The 17,450-nt window shown below is 38.0% G+C and carries 12 protein-coding genes; 11 read left to right on the top strand and 1 reads right to left on the bottom strand.

Annotation, left to right across the window (positions count from 1 at the left end; all coding sequences use genetic code 11):
* The first annotated feature begins 3 nt into the window (after positions 1–3).
* Entirely contained in the window at positions 4–1,239 is a 1,236-nt protein-coding gene (gene nusA / locus DNG35_RS04825) for a transcription termination factor NusA (RefSeq protein WP_111126620.1), read from the top strand.
* Positions 1,240–1,332: 93 nt separating this feature from the next.
* Positions 1,333–3,993: a translation initiation factor IF-2 gene (gene infB, locus DNG35_RS04820; protein WP_111126619.1), complete on the top strand. Its 2,661-nt coding sequence runs from the start codon at positions 1,333–1,335 to the stop codon at positions 3,991–3,993.
* Between the two features lie 194 nt (positions 3,994–4,187).
* Here infB and DNG35_RS04815 read toward each other — a convergent pair whose 3' ends face one another.
* Positions 4,188–4,562, bottom strand: coding sequence for an SPOR domain-containing protein (locus DNG35_RS04815; protein WP_111126618.1), 375 nt, complete (start codon positions 4,560–4,562; stop codon positions 4,188–4,190).
* A 220-nt stretch (positions 4,563–4,782) separates the two neighbouring features.
* Here DNG35_RS04815 and DNG35_RS04810 point away from each other — a divergent pair, with 220 nt between their 5' ends.
* From DNG35_RS04810 to ruvB, 9 genes are all read left to right on the top strand, one after another.
* A complete protein-coding gene (locus DNG35_RS04810) occupies positions 4,783–6,147 on the top strand; it encodes a c-type cytochrome (protein WP_111126617.1) in 1,365 nt (454 codons plus the stop codon).
* 26 nt (positions 6,148–6,173) lie between these two features.
* Complete coding sequence (locus DNG35_RS04805; protein WP_111126616.1) at positions 6,174–9,221, top strand: TAT-variant-translocated molybdopterin oxidoreductase; 3,048 nt, start codon at positions 6,174–6,176, stop codon at positions 9,219–9,221.
* A gap of 27 nt (positions 9,222–9,248) precedes the next feature.
* Positions 9,249–10,715: an NrfD/PsrC family molybdoenzyme membrane anchor subunit gene (nrfD, locus tag DNG35_RS04800; RefSeq protein WP_111126615.1), complete on the top strand. Its 1,467-nt coding sequence runs from the start codon at positions 9,249–9,251 to the stop codon at positions 10,713–10,715.
* 17 nt (positions 10,716–10,732) lie between these two features.
* Positions 10,733–11,257 (top strand): DUF3341 domain-containing protein, encoded by a 525-nt coding sequence (locus DNG35_RS04795; RefSeq protein WP_111126614.1) that lies wholly within the window; start codon positions 10,733–10,735, stop codon positions 11,255–11,257.
* 4 nt (positions 11,258–11,261) lie between these two features.
* Entirely contained in the window at positions 11,262–11,975 is a 714-nt protein-coding gene (locus DNG35_RS04790) for a cytochrome c (protein WP_111126613.1), read from the top strand.
* 29 nt (positions 11,976–12,004) lie between these two features.
* Positions 12,005–13,357: a quinol:cytochrome C oxidoreductase gene (locus tag DNG35_RS04785; RefSeq protein ID WP_111126612.1), complete on the top strand. Its 1,353-nt coding sequence runs from the start codon at positions 12,005–12,007 to the stop codon at positions 13,355–13,357.
* 34 nt (positions 13,358–13,391) lie between these two features.
* The gene (locus DNG35_RS04780) at positions 13,392–14,462 is read left to right on the top strand and encodes a cytochrome c oxidase subunit II (protein ID WP_111126611.1); all 1,071 of its coding nucleotides are present in this window, start codon (positions 13,392–13,394) and stop codon (positions 14,460–14,462) included.
* A gap of 27 nt (positions 14,463–14,489) precedes the next feature.
* Positions 14,490–16,322 (top strand): cbb3-type cytochrome c oxidase subunit I, encoded by a 1,833-nt coding sequence (locus tag DNG35_RS04775; RefSeq protein WP_111126610.1) that lies wholly within the window; start codon positions 14,490–14,492, stop codon positions 16,320–16,322.
* Between the two features lie 104 nt (positions 16,323–16,426).
* On the top strand, positions 16,427–17,449 hold the full coding sequence (gene ruvB, locus DNG35_RS04770; protein WP_111126609.1) for a Holliday junction branch migration DNA helicase RuvB: 1,023 nt from the start codon (positions 16,427–16,429) through the stop codon (positions 17,447–17,449).
* Position 17,450: the final 1 nt, after the last annotated feature.

Here is a 17,450-nt window from a genome sequence, read left to right as displayed (position 1 = left end):
GATATGGAAAATATCGATTTAATCAACTCTTTTTCAGAGTTTAAAGATGATAAACTGATTGATCGCGTTACCTTAATGGCGATTTTGGAAGACGTTTTTAGGAACGCACTCAAAAAGAAATTTGGTGAAGATGATAACTTTGATATCATTATCAATCCAGATAAAGGAGATTTAGAAATCTGGAGAAACAGAATAGTGGTAGCTGATGGTGAAGTAGAGGATGACAACCAAGAGATTTCGCTTACCGATGCGAGAAAGATAGAGCCAGATTTTGAGGTTGGTGAAGATGTATCTGAAGAAGTAAAATTAATCGATTTAGGGCGTCGTGCTATTTTGGCTTTAAGACAAAACTTGATTTCAAAAATACACGAGCACGATAATACCAATATCTATAAGCAGTTCAAAGACCTTGAAGGCGAAATTTATTCGGCTGAGGTTCACCACATCAGGCACAGAGCAGTTATTTTGTTGGATGACGAAGGTAACGAACTTATCATGCCAAAAGACAAGCAAATACCGTCAGACTTTTTTAGAAAAGGAGACAACGTAAGAGGTGTGATTGAAAGTGTAGAGTTAAAAGGAAATAAACCCGTAATTATCTTTTCGCGTACAGCGCCAGAATTTTTGGAAAAATTGTTTGAGCAAGAAATTCCAGAAGTTTTTGACGGATTGATTACGGTAAAAAAAGTAGTAAGAATTCCGGGTGAAAAAGCAAAAGTAGCTGTAGATTCTTATGATGATAGAATTGATCCTGTTGGAGCTTGTGTGGGGATGAAAGGTTCTCGTATTCACGGAATCGTGAGAGAATTGGGTAACGAAAACATCGATGTGATAAATTACACCAACAACACACAATTATTGATAAGCAGAGCTTTGAGTCCTGCAAAAGTGACCAATATCGAGATCAACGAAGAAAACAAAACGGCTTTGGTAACCCTTCAACCCGAAGAAGTTTCTAAAGCAATTGGTCGAGGCGGTCACAACATTAGATTGGCAGGTAAACTTACAGGCTACGAGATAGATGTATATAGAGATGGTCACGACGACGAAGATGTAGAATTAAGTGAGTTCTCAGACGAAATAGAACCATGGATCATCGAAGAGTTTTCTAAAATTGGTTTAGACACTGCCAAGAGCATTATTGAAAAAGATGTAGAGCATTTGGTAAAGATTACCGATTTAGAAGAAGAAACCATTCAGCAGGTGATGAAAGTGCTGAAAGCAGAATTTGAAGATTAGTAATGAGGTGGTTTGAATTTTTTGCGTTTAATCGAAAAAGTTCAAATGACTTCAATATATATTACAATAAAAAGTTAATTTAGAGGGCAATTTATGGCTGAAGCAAAAAACATGCGTTTAAACAAAGTACTACGTGAATTTAATATTTCGCTAGATCGTGCTGTGGAATATTTAGACTCAAAGGGAATCGAGATTGATGCTCGCCCGACGACTAAAATCACAGAAGATGTTTACGAAGTGCTGGCAGAAAAATTTCAAACAGACAAGAGTAAAAGGGTTGCTTCAAAAGAAGTGAGTGAAGAGAAGAGGAAAGAAAAAGAAGAACTTCGCTTAGCTCGTGAAAAGGAGCAAGAAGAAAAACTCCGTAAACTAGAAGAAGAACGCAAAAAAGAAGAGGAAGAAGAGGTTGTAAAAGCCAAAACTAAATTGAGTGGTCCTAAACAAGTTGGTAAAATAGATCTAGATAAGCCAAAAAAGGAAACACCAAAAGAAGCTCCAAAAAAGGAAGAGCCTAAAAAAGAAGTTGCTGAACCCAAGAAACAAGAAAAGCCAAAGGCTCCAGAAAAGAAAGAAGCGCCTAAAGCGGAAGAGCCTGAAGAAGAGCGTTTAGAAACGAAATATCAGAAATTAGACGGTCCTAGAATTACAGGCGAAAAAATAGACCTTAGTCAGTTTAAAAAGAAGCCTAAGAAAAAAGAAGAGCCTAAAGATAAAAAAGACGATAATTCGAATAGAAAGAAGAAGAGAAAACGTATTTCTAAAGATTTTTCTAATGATAATAATAGAAAGCGTTCTGATTTCAAAAAAGGAGGTAAATCACGTAGAGGAGCCATAACCAAAGAAGAACCTTCTGAAGAAGAAATCCAAAAGCAAGTTAGAGAGACCTTAGAAAAACTTCAAGGTAAATCGAGCAAAGGAAAAGGTGCAAAATATCGTCGCGATAAAAGAGATCAACACCGTCAAAAATCTGAAGAAGAACTTGCGCAACAAGAACAAGAAAGCAAAACACTAAAAGTGACCGAATTTGTTACTGTAAGTGAAGTTGCTACGATGATGGATGTGCCAGTTACCAAAGTGATTTCGGCTTGTATGAGCTTGGGAATGATGGTAACGATGAACCAGCGCTTAGATGCCGAAACTTTGAGTATTGTTGCTGAAGAGTTTGGTTATGAAGTAAACTTTGTCACTTCAGATTTGGAAGAATCTATCGAAGAAGAACAAGATGCTCCAGAAGATTTACAAGATAGAGCGCCGATTGTAACCGTAATGGGTCACGTAGATCACGGTAAAACCTCGTTGTTAGATTACATTCGTGAAGAAAACGTAATTGCGGGTGAAAGTGGGGGGATTACCCAGCACATCGGAGCTTATGGTGTAGAATTAGAAAACGGCAAAACCATTGCTTTCTTAGATACGCCAGGTCACGAAGCCTTTACGGCCATGCGTGCACGTGGTGCACAAGTTACCGATATTGCGATTATTGTGATTGCAGCAGATGATGATGTGATGCCACAAACCAAAGAGGCGATTTCTCATGCGCAAGCAGCAGGAGTTCCTATTGTTTTTGCAATCAACAAAGTAGATTTGCCAAATGCCAATCCAGATAAAATCAAAGAGAAATTAGCAAGTATGAACTTGTTGGTGGAAGATTGGGGCGGAAAAGTACAATCACAAGATATTTCTGCAAAAACAGGAGATGGTATTCCGGAGCTTTTAGAAAAAGTATTATTAGAAGCAGAGATATTAGAGCTTAAAGCCAATCCTAACAAAAGTGCATCCGGAACAGTTGTCGAAGCCTTTTTAGATAAAGGTAGAGGTTATGTTTCTACCATTTTAGTGCAATCGGGTACGTTAAAAATTGGTGATTACGTTCTTGCCGGAACCACTTCTGGTAAGGTAAAAGCGATGCATGACGAACGCGGCAAAGTGATAAAAGAAGCAGGCCCTTCAACACCAGTTTCTATACTTGGTTTAGACGGAGCTCCGCAAGCGGGTGATAAGTTCAATGTGATGTTAGACGAGCGCGAAGCCAAAGACATTGCAGCAAAAAGAACGCAATTACAACGTGAGCAAAGTGTAAGAACGCAACGTCATATAACCTTAGACGAAATTGGGCGAAGAATTGCGCTTGGCGAATTTAAAGAACTTAACATTATTTTAAAAGGTGATGTAGATGGTTCGGTTGAAGCTTTAACAGATAGTTTCCAGAAACTATCTACCGAAGAAATTCAGGTGAATATTATTCATAAAGGAGTTGGTGCGATCACCGAAAGTGATGTGTTGTTAGCTTCGGCTTCCGATGCAATTATTATCGGATTTAATGTGCGACCTGCTGGAAATGCAAGAGCGGTTGCCGATAAAGAAGAAATCGATATCAGAACTTACTCAATTATTTACGATGCTATCAACGACCTAAAAGACGCGATGGAAGGAATGCTTTCTCCGGAAATGAAGGAAGAAATTACCGGAAATGTTGAGATAAGAGAAATATTTAAAGTTTCTAAAGTTGGTACCATTGCAGGTTGTATGGTCACCGATGGTAAAATCTACAGAAATAGCAATGTGAGATTAATCCGTGAAGGCGTTGTGGTTTACACAGGTGAATTGGCTTCTTTAAAGCGTTTTAAAGACGACGTAAAAGAGGTGGCCAAAGGCTATGAGTGTGGTTTACAAGTCAAGAACTATAACGATATCAAGGTAGGAGATATTTTAGAAGCCTTCCAAGAAGTAGCAGTAAAGAAAAAACTGAAATAAGTTATCGTTTACACGAAACAAAAAAGCAGCCCAACGGCTGCTTTTTTTGTTTTTACAGTGTCCATTCCGTGCTTGATACGAAATCTCATCAAATTGATTTTAAAATCAGAATGAGAACCTGAAACAATCCCTGTAACTATCGGAACAGGTTGAGGAAATGAGTTTCTTATAGTTTTTTTAAACTGATTATAAACCTATGGTTTAAAAACAAAAGCACTTTTAAACTCATCCCGCAATTGTATAAATAGGCGCTCTGCTTCTAATTTGGTTACAAACTCACCTGCCCAAACTTTATAATTAGGAGTTTCGTATTTGATAGTAACCGGATAGCCTGGGTATAAGCTCTTAAATTTCCGTTCTATTTTATTGGCTTCCTCAAGCGTAGAGCCAGAAATCAGTTGAACTTTGTAGCGTTCGCCTAATTCGCTGTTTTTTACCATTTTAGATTTGGTAGAAATAAGTTCGCTAAGAACAGCAGAAGATCTGAGGTCTTCTTGTCCGTAAGACATTTGGTCAAAAGTAATTGTCAAAACAAAAAACAAACAGGCTTTTACAGCAATTTTATTCATGGTGTCGAGATTATATTACAAAAGTAAAATTAATAACTCATATCCTATAAATATATTATTTAGAAATGATATAAATTAGCTATTAACATACCTATAACATTCCTAAAATCATGTTTAAGTATTACTTTTGTGCTTGAATTTTTTTTGGAAAACTTACGCCTTATTGCTAACTATCTAAAAATAAAATTCATATAAAATAAGATGTTAATTCGACTGTAATATGAAAAAGGAGAATCTCCGTAATTCCATTTCAAAAACACTACTAGCATTAGTAGTTTTCTTTACATTTTCCCAAGTTTTATTATCACAAGAAACTCCTGTTGAAGTAGGGGCTGCAGAGACAGCAGATGCGGTTGCTGATGCAGAAAATGCTGCAACTGCAGAAGGACAATCTGGAGATGCTGCTAAAGGAAAAGAGTTGTTTAACTCATTATGTGCTTCTTGTCATAAGCCCTATTCGAGATCTACAGGTCCTGCATTGCATGGGGTGACCGAAAGACGTGATAGAGATTGGATTTATGAATGGGTAAAAAACAGTGCAGCAATGATTGCTTCTGGAGATGCCGAAGCAGTTGCAATTTACGAAGAGTACAACCAAACGGCAATGAACGCTTTCCCGCAGCTTTCTGATGCCGATATCGATGATATTTTAGCTTATGTAGAGCAGCCAAAACCTGAACCCGCAGTTGCGCAAACTCCACCAGTTGGAGGAGAAACTTCAAGTGGTGGTGTTCCAACGGAAGTGATTTTAGCTATTCTTGCTTTTGTTTTAGCCTTGTTGGTGATTGCGCTTTTCTTGGTGAATAAAACGCTTAACCGTTTTGCGAGCGAAAGCGGCATTCAGGTGGTGGAAGGGCCAACGAGAAAACCAATCTGGAAAGCATTTGTAGAAAACCAATTCTTGGTTTTAGTGACTTCTATCTTTTTGTTGCTAGCGGGTGGTTATTTCGCTTACGGATACTTAATGCAGGTAGGTGTAGACCAAGGTTACGAACCAGTACAGCCAATTCATTTCTCACATAGAATTCACGCAGGTGACAACGCTATCGAGTGTAAATATTGTCACTCTTCTGCAAGAGTAAGTAAAACTTCGGGTATTCCGTCGTTAAACGTGTGTATGAACTGTCACAAGTCTATTAGCGAAGTAGCAGATGCTTCTAACGCAAATACTTCGGTAAACGAAGATTATACAAAAGAATTTTACGATGGTGAAATTGCAAAATTATACGATGCAGTAGGTTGGGATAAAACAACACAATCTTATACGGGTGAAACAAAGCCTGTAAAATGGGTGAGAATTCACAACTTACCAGACTTTGCTTATTTTAACCACTCGCAACACGTTTCTGTGGCAGGAATTGCTTGTCAAGAATGTCACGGCCCTGTAGAAGAAATGGAAATTATGCGTCAGCATTCGCCATTAACGATGGGTTGGTGTATTAACTGTCACAGAGAAACCAATGTGAAGGTAGAGGGTAATGAGTATTACGAGAAGATTCACGCAGAGTTATCTAAAAAATATGGTGTAGAAACACTTACGGCTGCTCAAATGGGAGCTTTAGAGTGTGGAAAATGTCATTACTAATTTAAGGATTTAATAGCTATTAATATATGTCATCAAACAAGAAATACTGGAAAAGTGTTGAAGAGCTAAAAGGAGATAGTTCTATTGTTGAGACGCTTCAACAAAATGAGTTTGTAGAGGAAATTCCTATAGATGATTTTTTAGGAGATAAAGAAACACTTGAAAGTTCAAAAACTTCACGAAGAGATTTCTTAAAATTTGTAGGGTTTAGTACAGCGGCAGCTTCTCTAGCGGCTTGCGAGGGTCCTGTGACAAAATCTATTCCTTACGTAGTGCAACCCGATGAGATTGTTCCTGGGGTGGCCAACTATTATGCGACTACCATTGCAGATGGTTTCGATTTTTCTAGCGTGTTGATTAAAACGAGAGAAGGAAGGCCGATCAAGGTAGAAAACAATACCTTAGGTAAGGTAAACGCTGGTGCAAATGCGAGAGTTCATGCGTCGGTTTTATCTTTGTATGATAACCAAAGACTCAAAAGGCCAACCATAAAAGGTGAGCCGGTAGCTTGGGAAAAGTTTGATGCAGAAGTAGCTAAAAGATTACAAGCTCAAGGCGGAAAGAAAATTGTTTTCTTAACACAAACATTTGCAAGTCCGTCAACTTCAAAATTAATTAAAGAATTTTCTTCTAAATATAGTAACGTAAGCCATGTAGTTTACGATACCGTAAGTGAAGATGCGGCTTTAGAAGCTTTCCAATCGAAATTCGGAAAAAGAGCTTTAGCAAATTATGATTTCTCAAAAGCAGAAGTGATTGTTTCTGTAGGAGCAGATTTCTTAGGAGATTGGCAAGGAGGCGGATTCGATTCTGGATATGCAAAAGGCAGAATTCCTTCGAAGGGAAAAATGTCACAGCACTTCCAGTTTGAAGCTAATATGACTATTTCTGGAGCAAATGCAGATAAAAGAGTAGCCTTAAAACCTTCTGAGCTCAAACAAGTTGTCTTGGCTCTTGCGGGAAAAGGTGGTTCGGGATTAAAAGGAAAAGCAGCGGAAGCGGTACAAAAAGCAAAAGCAGCTCTACAAAGAGCCGGTGGTAAAGGTGTAGTAATTACAGGTTTACCCGATATAGAAGCACAACAAGCGGTGCTTTCTATCAATTCCGGTAGCGAAGTGATGGATACCGATAATGCTATTTTGACAAGACAGGGTAGTGCGGCACAAGTCAATCAGCTTGTTGCTGAAATGAATGCGGGAAGCGTAGGAGCTTTAATGATTGCAGGAGTCAATCCGGCCTATAGTTTGCCAAATGCAGAAGATTTTGTCAAAGGACTAAAGAAAGTAGGTTTAGTAGTAGATTTCGCTATGAAAATGGACGAAACGGCTAAATTATCTGAGTTTGTAGCGGCAACTCCTCATTATTTAGAAAGTTGGGGCGATGTACAGTTAACGACTAAAAACTTTAGTTTAATGCAGCCTACCATCAAACCATTGTTTGATACAAGACAATTCCAAGAGTCCTTGTTGAAGTGGATAGGAAATGATAAAAAATACCATGAGTATATCAAAGAAAATATAGCGGGTTCTTTGGGGAACAAAAAATGGGAAGAAGCATTGCATGATGGTGTTTTCGAAGGAGCAGTTACAGCAGTAACAACCACAGAAAATACTGTGAATTCTACAGCTTCGTCTAGGATGATCATCCCTGCAGCAAATGCAAAAGGCTATGAACTTACTTTATATACCAAAACTGCTTTAGGTGATGGTGAGCAAGCTAACAACCCTTGGTTGCAAGAATTGCCAGACCCAATTACCAGAACAACTTGGGACAACTACTTAACAATTTCCAAAGCTGATGCGGAAGCATTGGATTTGATAAACAAACACGTTGCTAATGGTGGATTAAACGGTAGTTACGCTAACGTAAAAGTTGGAAAAGTAGAACTCAAAAATGTGCCCGTTATCATTCAACCAGGGCAGGCAAAAGGTTCTGTTGGTTTGGCGTTAGGTTACGGAAGAAAAGAAGCTATCCAAAAAGAAATGCAAGTTGGGGTAAATGCTTATCCGTTATATCAAAACTTTAGTACTGTACAGAACGTAACCATAGAAAAAGCCGCTGGCGAACACGAATTTGCTTGTGTACAATTGCATAATACCTTAATGGGTAGAGGTGATATCGTAAAAGAAACAACTTTAGAAATTTTCAGTACCAAGCCAAAATCAGAGTGGAATGAAATGCCGCACGTGTCAAAAGATCACGAGCCATTTGCCGTAACTTCTCCAGAAGTAGATATTTGGGATGAGTTTGATAGAAGTATTGGGCATCATTTTAACTTATCGATTGATTTAAACGCTTGTACAGGTTGTGGAGCTTGTGTGATTGCATGTCATAGCGAAAATAACGTGCCAGTTGTTGGTAAGACAGAGGTGAGAAGAAGTCGCGATATGCATTGGTTGCGTATCGATAGATATTATTCTTCAGAAGAATCTTTTGAAGGAGATAACGAGAAAAAAGATAATTTTGATGGTTTAGGAGATTCGCTTTCTGGATTTGGAGAAATGGAAGAAGCTTCAGATAGTCCGCAAGTGGTTTTCCAGCCTGTTATGTGTCAGCATTGTAATCACGCTCCTTGTGAAACAGTTTGTCCGGTAGCGGCAACTTCACACGGTCGTCAAGGTCAAAACCATATGGCGTATAACCGTTGTGTAGGTACAAGGTATTGTGCCAACAACTGTCCATATAAAGTAAGAAGATTTAACTGGTTCTTGTATAGCGAAAACGAAGAGTTTGACTATAACATGAATAACGATTTAGGTCGTATGGTATTAAACCCAGACGTAACCGTTCGTTCTCGCGGGGTGATGGAAAAATGTTCGATGTGTATTCAGATGACACAAAAGACCATTTTAGATGCAAAGCGTGATGGCAGAGCTATAAAAGATGGTGATTTCCAAACGGCTTGTTCTAGAGCTTGTAGTTCAGGAGCGATGGTCTTTGGGGATATCAACGATAAAGAAAGTAAAGTGTTTGCCAACAAAGAAGACGATCGTATGTATCATTTGTTAGAGCACGTAGGGACAAAACCAAACGTTTTCTACCTAACGAAAGTAAGAAACACTACAGAAGTATAATAAAGATTTAAACAATTATAGAGAATTATGGCGCATTACGAAGCACCTATAAGAAGACCTTTAGTTACAGGAGATAAAAATTATCACGATGTAACTGTTGATGTTGCAGCTCCTGTAGAAGGTAAAGCCAATAAATCATGGTGGATTGTTTTTGGAATTTCACTTGTTGCTTTTCTTTGGGGAATAGGATGTATCATTTATACCATATCTACAGGTATCGGAACTTGGGGTCTTAATAAAACCGTTGGTTGGGCTTGGGATATTACTAACTTCGTTTGGTGGGTTGGTATTGGTCACGCGGGTACACTTATTTCTGCGGTATTATTGTTATTCAGACAGAAATGGAGAATGGCGATTAACCGTTCTGCAGAAGCAATGACGATTTTCTCAGTAGTACAAGCAGGTTTGTTCCCGGTAATTCACATGGGTCGTCCTTGGTTAGGATATTGGGTTTTGCCTGTTCCTAATCCACTAGGTTCATTATGGGTAAACTTCAACTCGCCCCTACTTTGGGACGTATTTGCGATTTCAACTTATCTGTCTGTTTCGTTGGTATTCTGGTGGACAGGTTTACTTCCTGACTTTGCGATGATTCGTGATAGAGCTGTAAAACCTTTTCAGAAAAAAATATACTCACTTATTTCTTTCGGATGGAGCGGTAGAGCAAAAGACTGGCAACGTTTTGAAGAAGTATCCTTGGTATTGGCAGGTTTGGCAACACCACTTGTACTTTCGGTACACACGATTGTATCGTTTGACTTTGCTACTTCGGTAATTCCGGGTTGGCACACCACGATTTTCCCTCCTTATTTTGTTGCAGGGGCAATTTTCTCTGGTTTTGCGATGGTAAACACGCTTCTCATTATTATGAGAAAAGTGTCGAATTTAGAAGATTATATCACTATCCAGCATATCGAACTGATGAACATCGTTATTATGATTACGGGTTCTATTGTTGGGGTGGCTTATATCACTGAGTTGGTAATTGCTTGGTATTCTGGTGTAGAATATGAACAATATGCTTTCTTAAACAGAGCAACTGGACCTTATTGGTGGGCTTATTGGGCGATGATGACCTGTAACGTATTTTCACCTCAGTTTATGTGGTTCCCAAGGTTAAGAAGAAGTATTATGTTCTCTTTCTTTATTTCGATTGTAGTAAATATAGGAATGTGGTTTGAACGTTTTGTAATTATTGTAACCTCGTTACACAGAGATTACTTGCCATCATCTTGGACAATGTTCTCACCAACTTTCGTAGATATAGGAATTTTTATTGGTACCATAGGATTTTTCTTTGTGTTATTCTTATTGTATGCAAGAACCTTCCCGGTAATTGCACAAGCAGAAGTAAAAACCATTTTGAAATCTTCTGGAGAAAAGTATAAGAAGATGAGAGCAGAGCACGGAGATAACGTTAAGTTATACGAGGAGCCAAAAAATAGAAAGTCGGCCAGTAATGGCGACAATACAGATAATAATATAGAACACTAAAATTTAATTATAAATAGATGTCTTCAAAAGTAATACATGCTATATACACCGATGACGATTTGCTGATGCAAGCGGTCAAACAAACCCGTCAAGCAAATTATCATATCGAAGAGATTTATACACCTTTTCCGGTGCATGGTCTAGATAAAGCTATGGGTCTAGAGCCAACTAGAATTGCTATCACTTCGTTTTTGTACGGATTAGTTGGGCTTTCGGTAGCTGTCGCAATGATGAATTTTATCATGATCGAAGATTGGCCACAAAACATCGGTGGTAAGCCAAGTTTTAGTTTCATAGAAAATATGCCAGCATTTGTGCCAATTATGTTTGAGCTAACCGTATTTTTTGCGGCTCACTTAATGGTAATTACATTTTATTTGAGAAGTAAATTATGGCCTTTTAAAGAAGCAGAAAATCCAGATGTGAGAACCACAGACGATCACTTTTTAATGGAAATTTCTGTAGGAAACCATGATGTAGAAAAAATGTCTAAGTTTTTTAATGACACAGGAGCATTAGAAGTAAATTTAATAAACAAATAAACCTATGAAAAGTTTATTTAAAATCATATTAGCAGTTGTAGTTTCGGTAACGGTGACTTCTTGTTTCAACAAAAAGGACAGAAATTACCAATACTTTCCAAATATGTATGAGTCTGTAGCCTATGAGCCTTACGGAAGTTACGACAACGAGTATTTTGAAAATACACAAGCAGCGATGTTGCCGGTGGAAGGTACAATCGCAAGAGGACATTCTTTATATAGTTATGAGAACTCTACAGAAGGTTTAGCTTCTGCGAAAGCAGGTTTAACGAACCCACTTCCTTATACCGAAGATAACGTTAACAAAGGAAAAGAATTATATACGATTTACTGTGCGATTTGCCATGGTGATAAAGGTGATGGAAAAGGAAATTTAGCACAACGAGAAAAGATTTTGGGTGTTCCTGCATATAACGATCCAGGAAGGGCTATCACAGAAGGCTCTGTTTACCATGTGACTTATTACGGATTAAACACGATGGGTTCTTATGCTTCGCAAACCAATGAAAAAGAAAGATGGCAGATTAACCATTATGTGATGGACTTAAAACGTCAATTAGAAGGAGCGCCAAAACGAGAGTTTGTAAGCGAAGAAGATGTACAAGCTGTTGCAGATTCGTTACGTATGCAAAAAGATATGATGGTTGAAGAAGTAGAAAACGAAACTTCACCAGCTAACGAGACAACAGAAAACCATTCTTCAGAAGAAGAGCATTAATATAAAATAACCGCATTAGATATTTAAATATGTACACGATATCAAGTAAAATAAAACTATTTGCAGTCATATTTATGGTTGTTGGAGCAATCGGGATGGTTTACGCCTTTCTTTCGGCTCCTTCAGATATAGAAGATGTTAAAAAAATAATAGCTGAGCAAGAACATCACGGTGATGGTCATGGAGCAGCGGCAACTACACATCACGTAGAAGAAAATCACGCTGGTGATCACGCTAAAGCGGATGCTCATGCAGACGCGGCTCACGATGAGCACGACAAGCATGCAAAGCATATGTTACACCAGTTGCAAAACAAACCTTGGGCAGCAGTTTATGTAGCAGCATTTTTCTTCTTTATGATTTCACTAGGAGTTTTAGCGTTTTACGCCATCCAACATGCGGCACAAGCAGGCTGGTCTCCAGTACTTTTTAGAGTAATGGAAGCGATCACGGCATATTTATTACCTGGTAGTATTATTGTATTTATACTATTAGCTTTATCAGGTTTTCATGTTAACCATTTATTTGTATGGATGGATGCTGATGTGGTAGCCAATGATAAAATTTTACAAGGGAAACAATCGTATCTTAATGTTCCTTTCTTCTTGATAAGAGCTGCTATTTATATTGCAGGTTGGAACTTGTTTAGGTATTTCTTAAGAAGAAACTCTTTACGCCACGATGAAGTTGATCATAACAGGTACTACAAGCAAAGCTTTAAATTATCTGCAGGATTCTTAGTATTCTTTATTGTAACAGAATCGATGATGTCTTGGGATTGGATTATGAGTTTAGACCCACACTGGTTCAGTACTTTATTTGGCTGGTATGTTTTTGCAAGTCTATTTGTTTCGGGTATTACCGTTATTGCTTTAATCACTATCTATTTGAAATCTAGAGGTTATTTAGAGTATGTAAATGACAGCCACATTCACGATTTAGCGAAGTTTATGTTTGGTATTAGTATTTTCTGGACCTATTTGTGGTTTTCACAATTTATGTTGATTTGGTACTCAAATATTCCTGAAGAGGTGACTTATTTTATCACCAGAATAGACGACTATAAATTACCGTTCTTCGGAATGTTAGCACTCAATTTTGTGTTCCCAGTATTGGTATTGATGAACAGCGATTATAAGCGTGTAAACTGGTTTGTGGTTATGGCTGGAATCATTATTTTATTTGGTCACTATATCGATATTTTCAATATGGTGATGCCAGCAACGGTTGGGAAATCGTGGTTTATTGGTGTGCCAGAAATCAGTGCGCTTTTATTCTTCGGAGGTTTATTTGTTTGGGTAGTATTTAGTGCCTTAACGAAAGCTCCGTTATTAGCAAAAAGAAATCCGTTTATGAAGGAAAGTCAACATTTCCATTATTAATAAATGATAATTAGAAAAAGAAGACAATTATAAAATGACTGCATTTTTAACCATAATCGTTATCGCTCTTTTAGGAATTACCTTTTGGCAGATGTCAAAAATTCTTAAACTTTCAAAAACGCAAACTGTAGAAGACAACGGTGTAGCAACAGACAAAGACAATAAAGTACAAGCATATATTATGATTGGTTTTACCATCTTCTTATATGTACTAATGTTCTATAGCTTCTGGAACTATTCTCACTTTTACCTTCCCGAAGCGGCTTCTGCTCACGGTCCAGGATATGACCAATTGATGTTTATCTCGATTGCGATTATTATGTTCGTTCAGGTAATTACACAATTTCTATTACACTTCTTTGCCATCAAATACAAAGGAGAAAAATCAAACAGAGCACTTTTCTTTGCCGATAATGATAAATTGGAGTTTATCTGGACAATTATCCCAGTATTTGTATTGGCTGGTTTAATTATTTACGGCTTGTTTACTTGGTCTGATATTATGTACGTAGAAGAAGATGAAGATACACTTGTCGTGGAAATTTATGCATACCAGTTTGGATGGAAAGCGAGATACTCAGGAGAAGATAAAGTTTTAGGTAAGGCTAACGTTCGTTTTATTGAAGGCGTAAATACCGTAGGTATCGATCCTAGCGATCAATATGCTATGGATGATAAAGTTACTACCGAGTTACACCTGCCAGTAGACAGACCTGTATTGTTCAAATTTAGATCACAAGACATTTTACACTCGGCTTATTTCCCATTCTTTAGAGCACAGATGAACGTTGTTCCGGGTATGATTACACAATTTGGTTTTACCCCAACCATTACTTCAGAAGAGATGAGAAACTCAGAGTATATGGTAGAAAAAGTACACGAGTTAAATCAAATCCGTAAAGAAAGAAGCAAAGAATTAGTAGCCAATGGCGATGTCGCTTTAGAGCCTTACGAATTCGAATATTACCTCTTGTGTAATAAAATTTGTGGAGTATCCCACTTCAATATGCAGATGAAAATTGTAGTAGAGAGTGAAGAAGAATACAATACATGGTTAGCAGAACAAGCTACCTTTGCAGAAACAATTAAAGATAAAGAAGAATAAACTAAAAAGCTGTAATATTTATAGAGTATGTCAGATTTAGCACACCATATAGACGCACACGACGATCACCACGACGATCACGGACATCACCATAAAGAAACATTTATCACCAAATATATCTTTAGCCAAGATCATAAAATGATTGCTAAACAATACCTTATTACAGGTTTGTTGATGGGTGTAATTGGTATTTTGATGTCTGTACTTTTCAGAATGCAATTGGCTTGGCCAGAGCAATCTTTCGAGATTTTCAAAATATTTTTAGGTGAAAGATTCGCTCCAGATGGAGTGATGAGTCCAGATGCTTACTTGGCTTTAGTGACCATCCACGGTACCATTATGGTGTTTTTTGTACTTACTGCAGGTTTAAGTGGTACTTTCAGTAACTTACTTATTCCGTTGCAGATTGGTGCACGAGATATGGCTTCAGGTTTCTTAAACATGGTGTCTTATTGGTTGTTCTTCATATCGAGTGTGATTATGGTGATTTCACTTTTCGTGGAATCAGGGCCAGCATCAGCAGGTTGGACGATCTATCCACCATTGAGTGCCTTACCAGAAGCTATTCCCGGTTCAGGTTTAGGAATGACTTTATGGTTAGTATCGATGGCTTTCTTTATCGCACAGTCATTATTAGGTTCGCTTAATTATATCGTTACGGTGATCAATTTAAGAACCAAAGGAATGTCGATGACGAGATTGCCATTAACGATTTGGGCTTTCTTTGTAACCGCTATTATTGGTGTGGTTTCTTTCCCAGTATTATTATCAGCAGCTTTGATGTTGATTATGGATAGAAGTTTTGGTACATCTTTCTTCTTAAGCGATATCTACTTAAAAGGAGAAGTACTAGCACATCAAGGAGGTTCGCCAGTATTGTTTGAACACTTATTCTGGTTCTTAGGTCACCCAGAGGTTTACATCGTTATTTTACCGGCGATGGGATTAGTTTCTGAAGTGATGGCTACCAACTCAAGAAAACCAATTTTTGGTTACCGAGCGATGGTGCTTTCTATCTTAGCGATTGCTTTCTTATCAACAATTGTTTGGGGTCACCACATGTTCGTTTCGGGTATGAATCCATTCTTAGGTTCGGTATTTACATTTACCACTTTATTAATTGCGATCCCTTCGGCAGTAAAAGCCTTTAACTGGATTACCACTTTATGGAAAGGAAACATCCAGATGAATCCAGGAATGTTATTTTCGATTGGTTTCGTTTCAACATTTATTACAGGAGGTTTAACGGGAATTATTTTAGGAGACAGTACCTTAGATATCAACGTTCACGATACCTACTTCGTTATTGCGCACTTCCACTTGGTCATGGGTATTTCGGCACTTTACGGATTATTTGCAGGTGTTTATCACTGGTATCCAAAAATGTTCGGAAGAATGTTGAACAAGAATTTAGGTTACGTACACTTTTGGGTAACGGCAATTGGAGCATACGGAGTTTTCTTCCCGATGCACTTTATCGGAATGGCAGGTTTACCAAGACGTTACTATACTAACACCGCTTTCCCATATTTCGATGATTTAGCCGATGTAAACGTATTGATTACCGTATTTGCGATCATCACTGCATTGGTACAATTGGTATTTTTATACAATTTTATCTCGTCTATTTTCTTTGGAAAAAAAGCGACACAAAACCCTTGGAACTCGACTACTTTAGAGTGGACAACTCCAGTAGAGCATATCCATGGAAACTGGCCAGGACCCATTCCTTCGGTTTACCGTTGGCCATACGATTACAGTAAATTAAACAAAGACGAAACCGATTATGTATTAGCGGGTCAAGATTATATTCCACAGACGATGCCACTTCAGGATAATGAAGAAGAGTTGCATCACTAATCGAATTTAAAAGATATTTATAAGCCTTTTCCTTACCGAAAAGGCTTTTTTATTTCATTTTCTTTACGGATTTTTAAAATTCTATTTTAGTTATCTTTGTTTTTATGAATGAACACTTAGATGCTACAGGAGAGAATTTTTCCTCAGAAGAGTTAGATATAGAAAGAGCTTTGCGGCCGCTTAGGTTTGATGATTTTGCAGGACAACAAGCGGTTATCGATAACTTAGAGGTTTTTGTAAAAGCCTCAAATTTGCGTGGCGATGCATTAGACCACACACTTTTTCACGGACCTCCCGGTTTAGGAAAAACTACTTTGGCTCATATTCTCGCTAACGAACTAAATGTAGGTATTAAAATTACTTCTGGACCTGTGTTAGATAAGCCAGGCGATCTTGCAGGTTTATTAACCAATTTAGAGGAAAGAGACGTGTTGTTTATCGATGAAATTCATCGGTTAAGTCCAATTGTTGAGGAGTATTTATATTCTGCCATGGAAGATTTCCGTATTGACATCATGATCGAAACAGGGCCAAATGCGAGAACAGTGCAAATCAATCTTAATCCGTTTACCTTGGTGGGAGCAACGACCAGAAGTGGTCTACTTACGGCTCCGATGCGAGCCCGTTTCGGAATTTCGAGCCGATTACAATATTACACCAAAGAGTTACTGTCAAATATTATCGAGCGAAGTGCCGGAATAATCAATATTCCAATCACTACAGAAGCAGCAATTGAAATTGCAGGAAGAAGTCGCGGAACACCTCGTATAGCCAATGCACTTTTACGTAGAATTCGTGATTTTGCCCAAATTAAAGGCAACGGAAAAATCGATATCGAGATTGCTCGCTATGGTTTAAAAGCACTGAATGTCGATGCGCATGGTTTGGATGAGATGGATAACAAAATCTTAACCACGATTATCGATAAATTTAAAGGCGGTCCCGTTGGGATTACCACACTAGCAACTGCAGTGAGCGAAAGTGCTGAAACTATCGAAGAGGTTTATGAACCCTTTTTGATTCAAGAAGGTTTTATCGTACGCACGCCAAGAGGTCGGGAAGTCACCGAATTGGCTTATAAACATCTTGGACGAACAAAAACTGGACAACAAGGAGGGTTGTTTTAAG

The organism is Mesonia sp. K7 (assembly GCF_003233725.1).
In the GTDB taxonomy this organism is placed as follows: Bacteria; Bacteroidota; Bacteroidia; order Flavobacteriales; family Flavobacteriaceae; genus Mesonia.
Note: the sequence above shows the minus strand (reverse complement) of the source record. Positions and strands in the feature narration are given on the sequence as shown.

Excerpts from the sequence above, each read along its gene's own strand:
- nusA (WP_111126620.1), top strand. The coding sequence starts at position 4 with ATGGAAAATATCGATTTAATCAACTCTTTTTCAGAGTTTAAAGATGAT.
- infB (WP_111126619.1), top strand. The coding sequence starts at position 1,333 with ATGGCTGAAGCAAAAAACATGCGTTTAAACAAAGTACTACGTGAATTT.
- DNG35_RS04815 (WP_111126618.1), bottom strand. The coding sequence starts at position 4,562 with ATGAATAAAATTGCTGTAAAAGCCTGTTTGTTTTTTGTTTTGACAATT.
- DNG35_RS04810 (WP_111126617.1), top strand. The coding sequence starts at position 4,783 with ATGAAAAAGGAGAATCTCCGTAATTCCATTTCAAAAACACTACTAGCA.
- DNG35_RS04805 (WP_111126616.1), top strand. The coding sequence starts at position 6,174 with ATGTCATCAAACAAGAAATACTGGAAAAGTGTTGAAGAGCTAAAAGGA.
- nrfD (WP_111126615.1), top strand. The coding sequence starts at position 9,249 with ATGGCGCATTACGAAGCACCTATAAGAAGACCTTTAGTTACAGGAGAT.
- DNG35_RS04795 (WP_111126614.1), top strand. The coding sequence starts at position 10,733 with ATGTCTTCAAAAGTAATACATGCTATATACACCGATGACGATTTGCTG.
- DNG35_RS04790 (WP_111126613.1), top strand. The coding sequence starts at position 11,262 with ATGAAAAGTTTATTTAAAATCATATTAGCAGTTGTAGTTTCGGTAACG.
- DNG35_RS04785 (WP_111126612.1), top strand. The coding sequence starts at position 12,005 with ATGTACACGATATCAAGTAAAATAAAACTATTTGCAGTCATATTTATG.
- DNG35_RS04780 (WP_111126611.1), top strand. The coding sequence starts at position 13,392 with ATGACTGCATTTTTAACCATAATCGTTATCGCTCTTTTAGGAATTACC.
- DNG35_RS04775 (WP_111126610.1), top strand. The coding sequence starts at position 14,490 with ATGTCAGATTTAGCACACCATATAGACGCACACGACGATCACCACGAC.
- ruvB (WP_111126609.1), top strand. The coding sequence starts at position 16,427 with ATGAATGAACACTTAGATGCTACAGGAGAGAATTTTTCCTCAGAAGAG.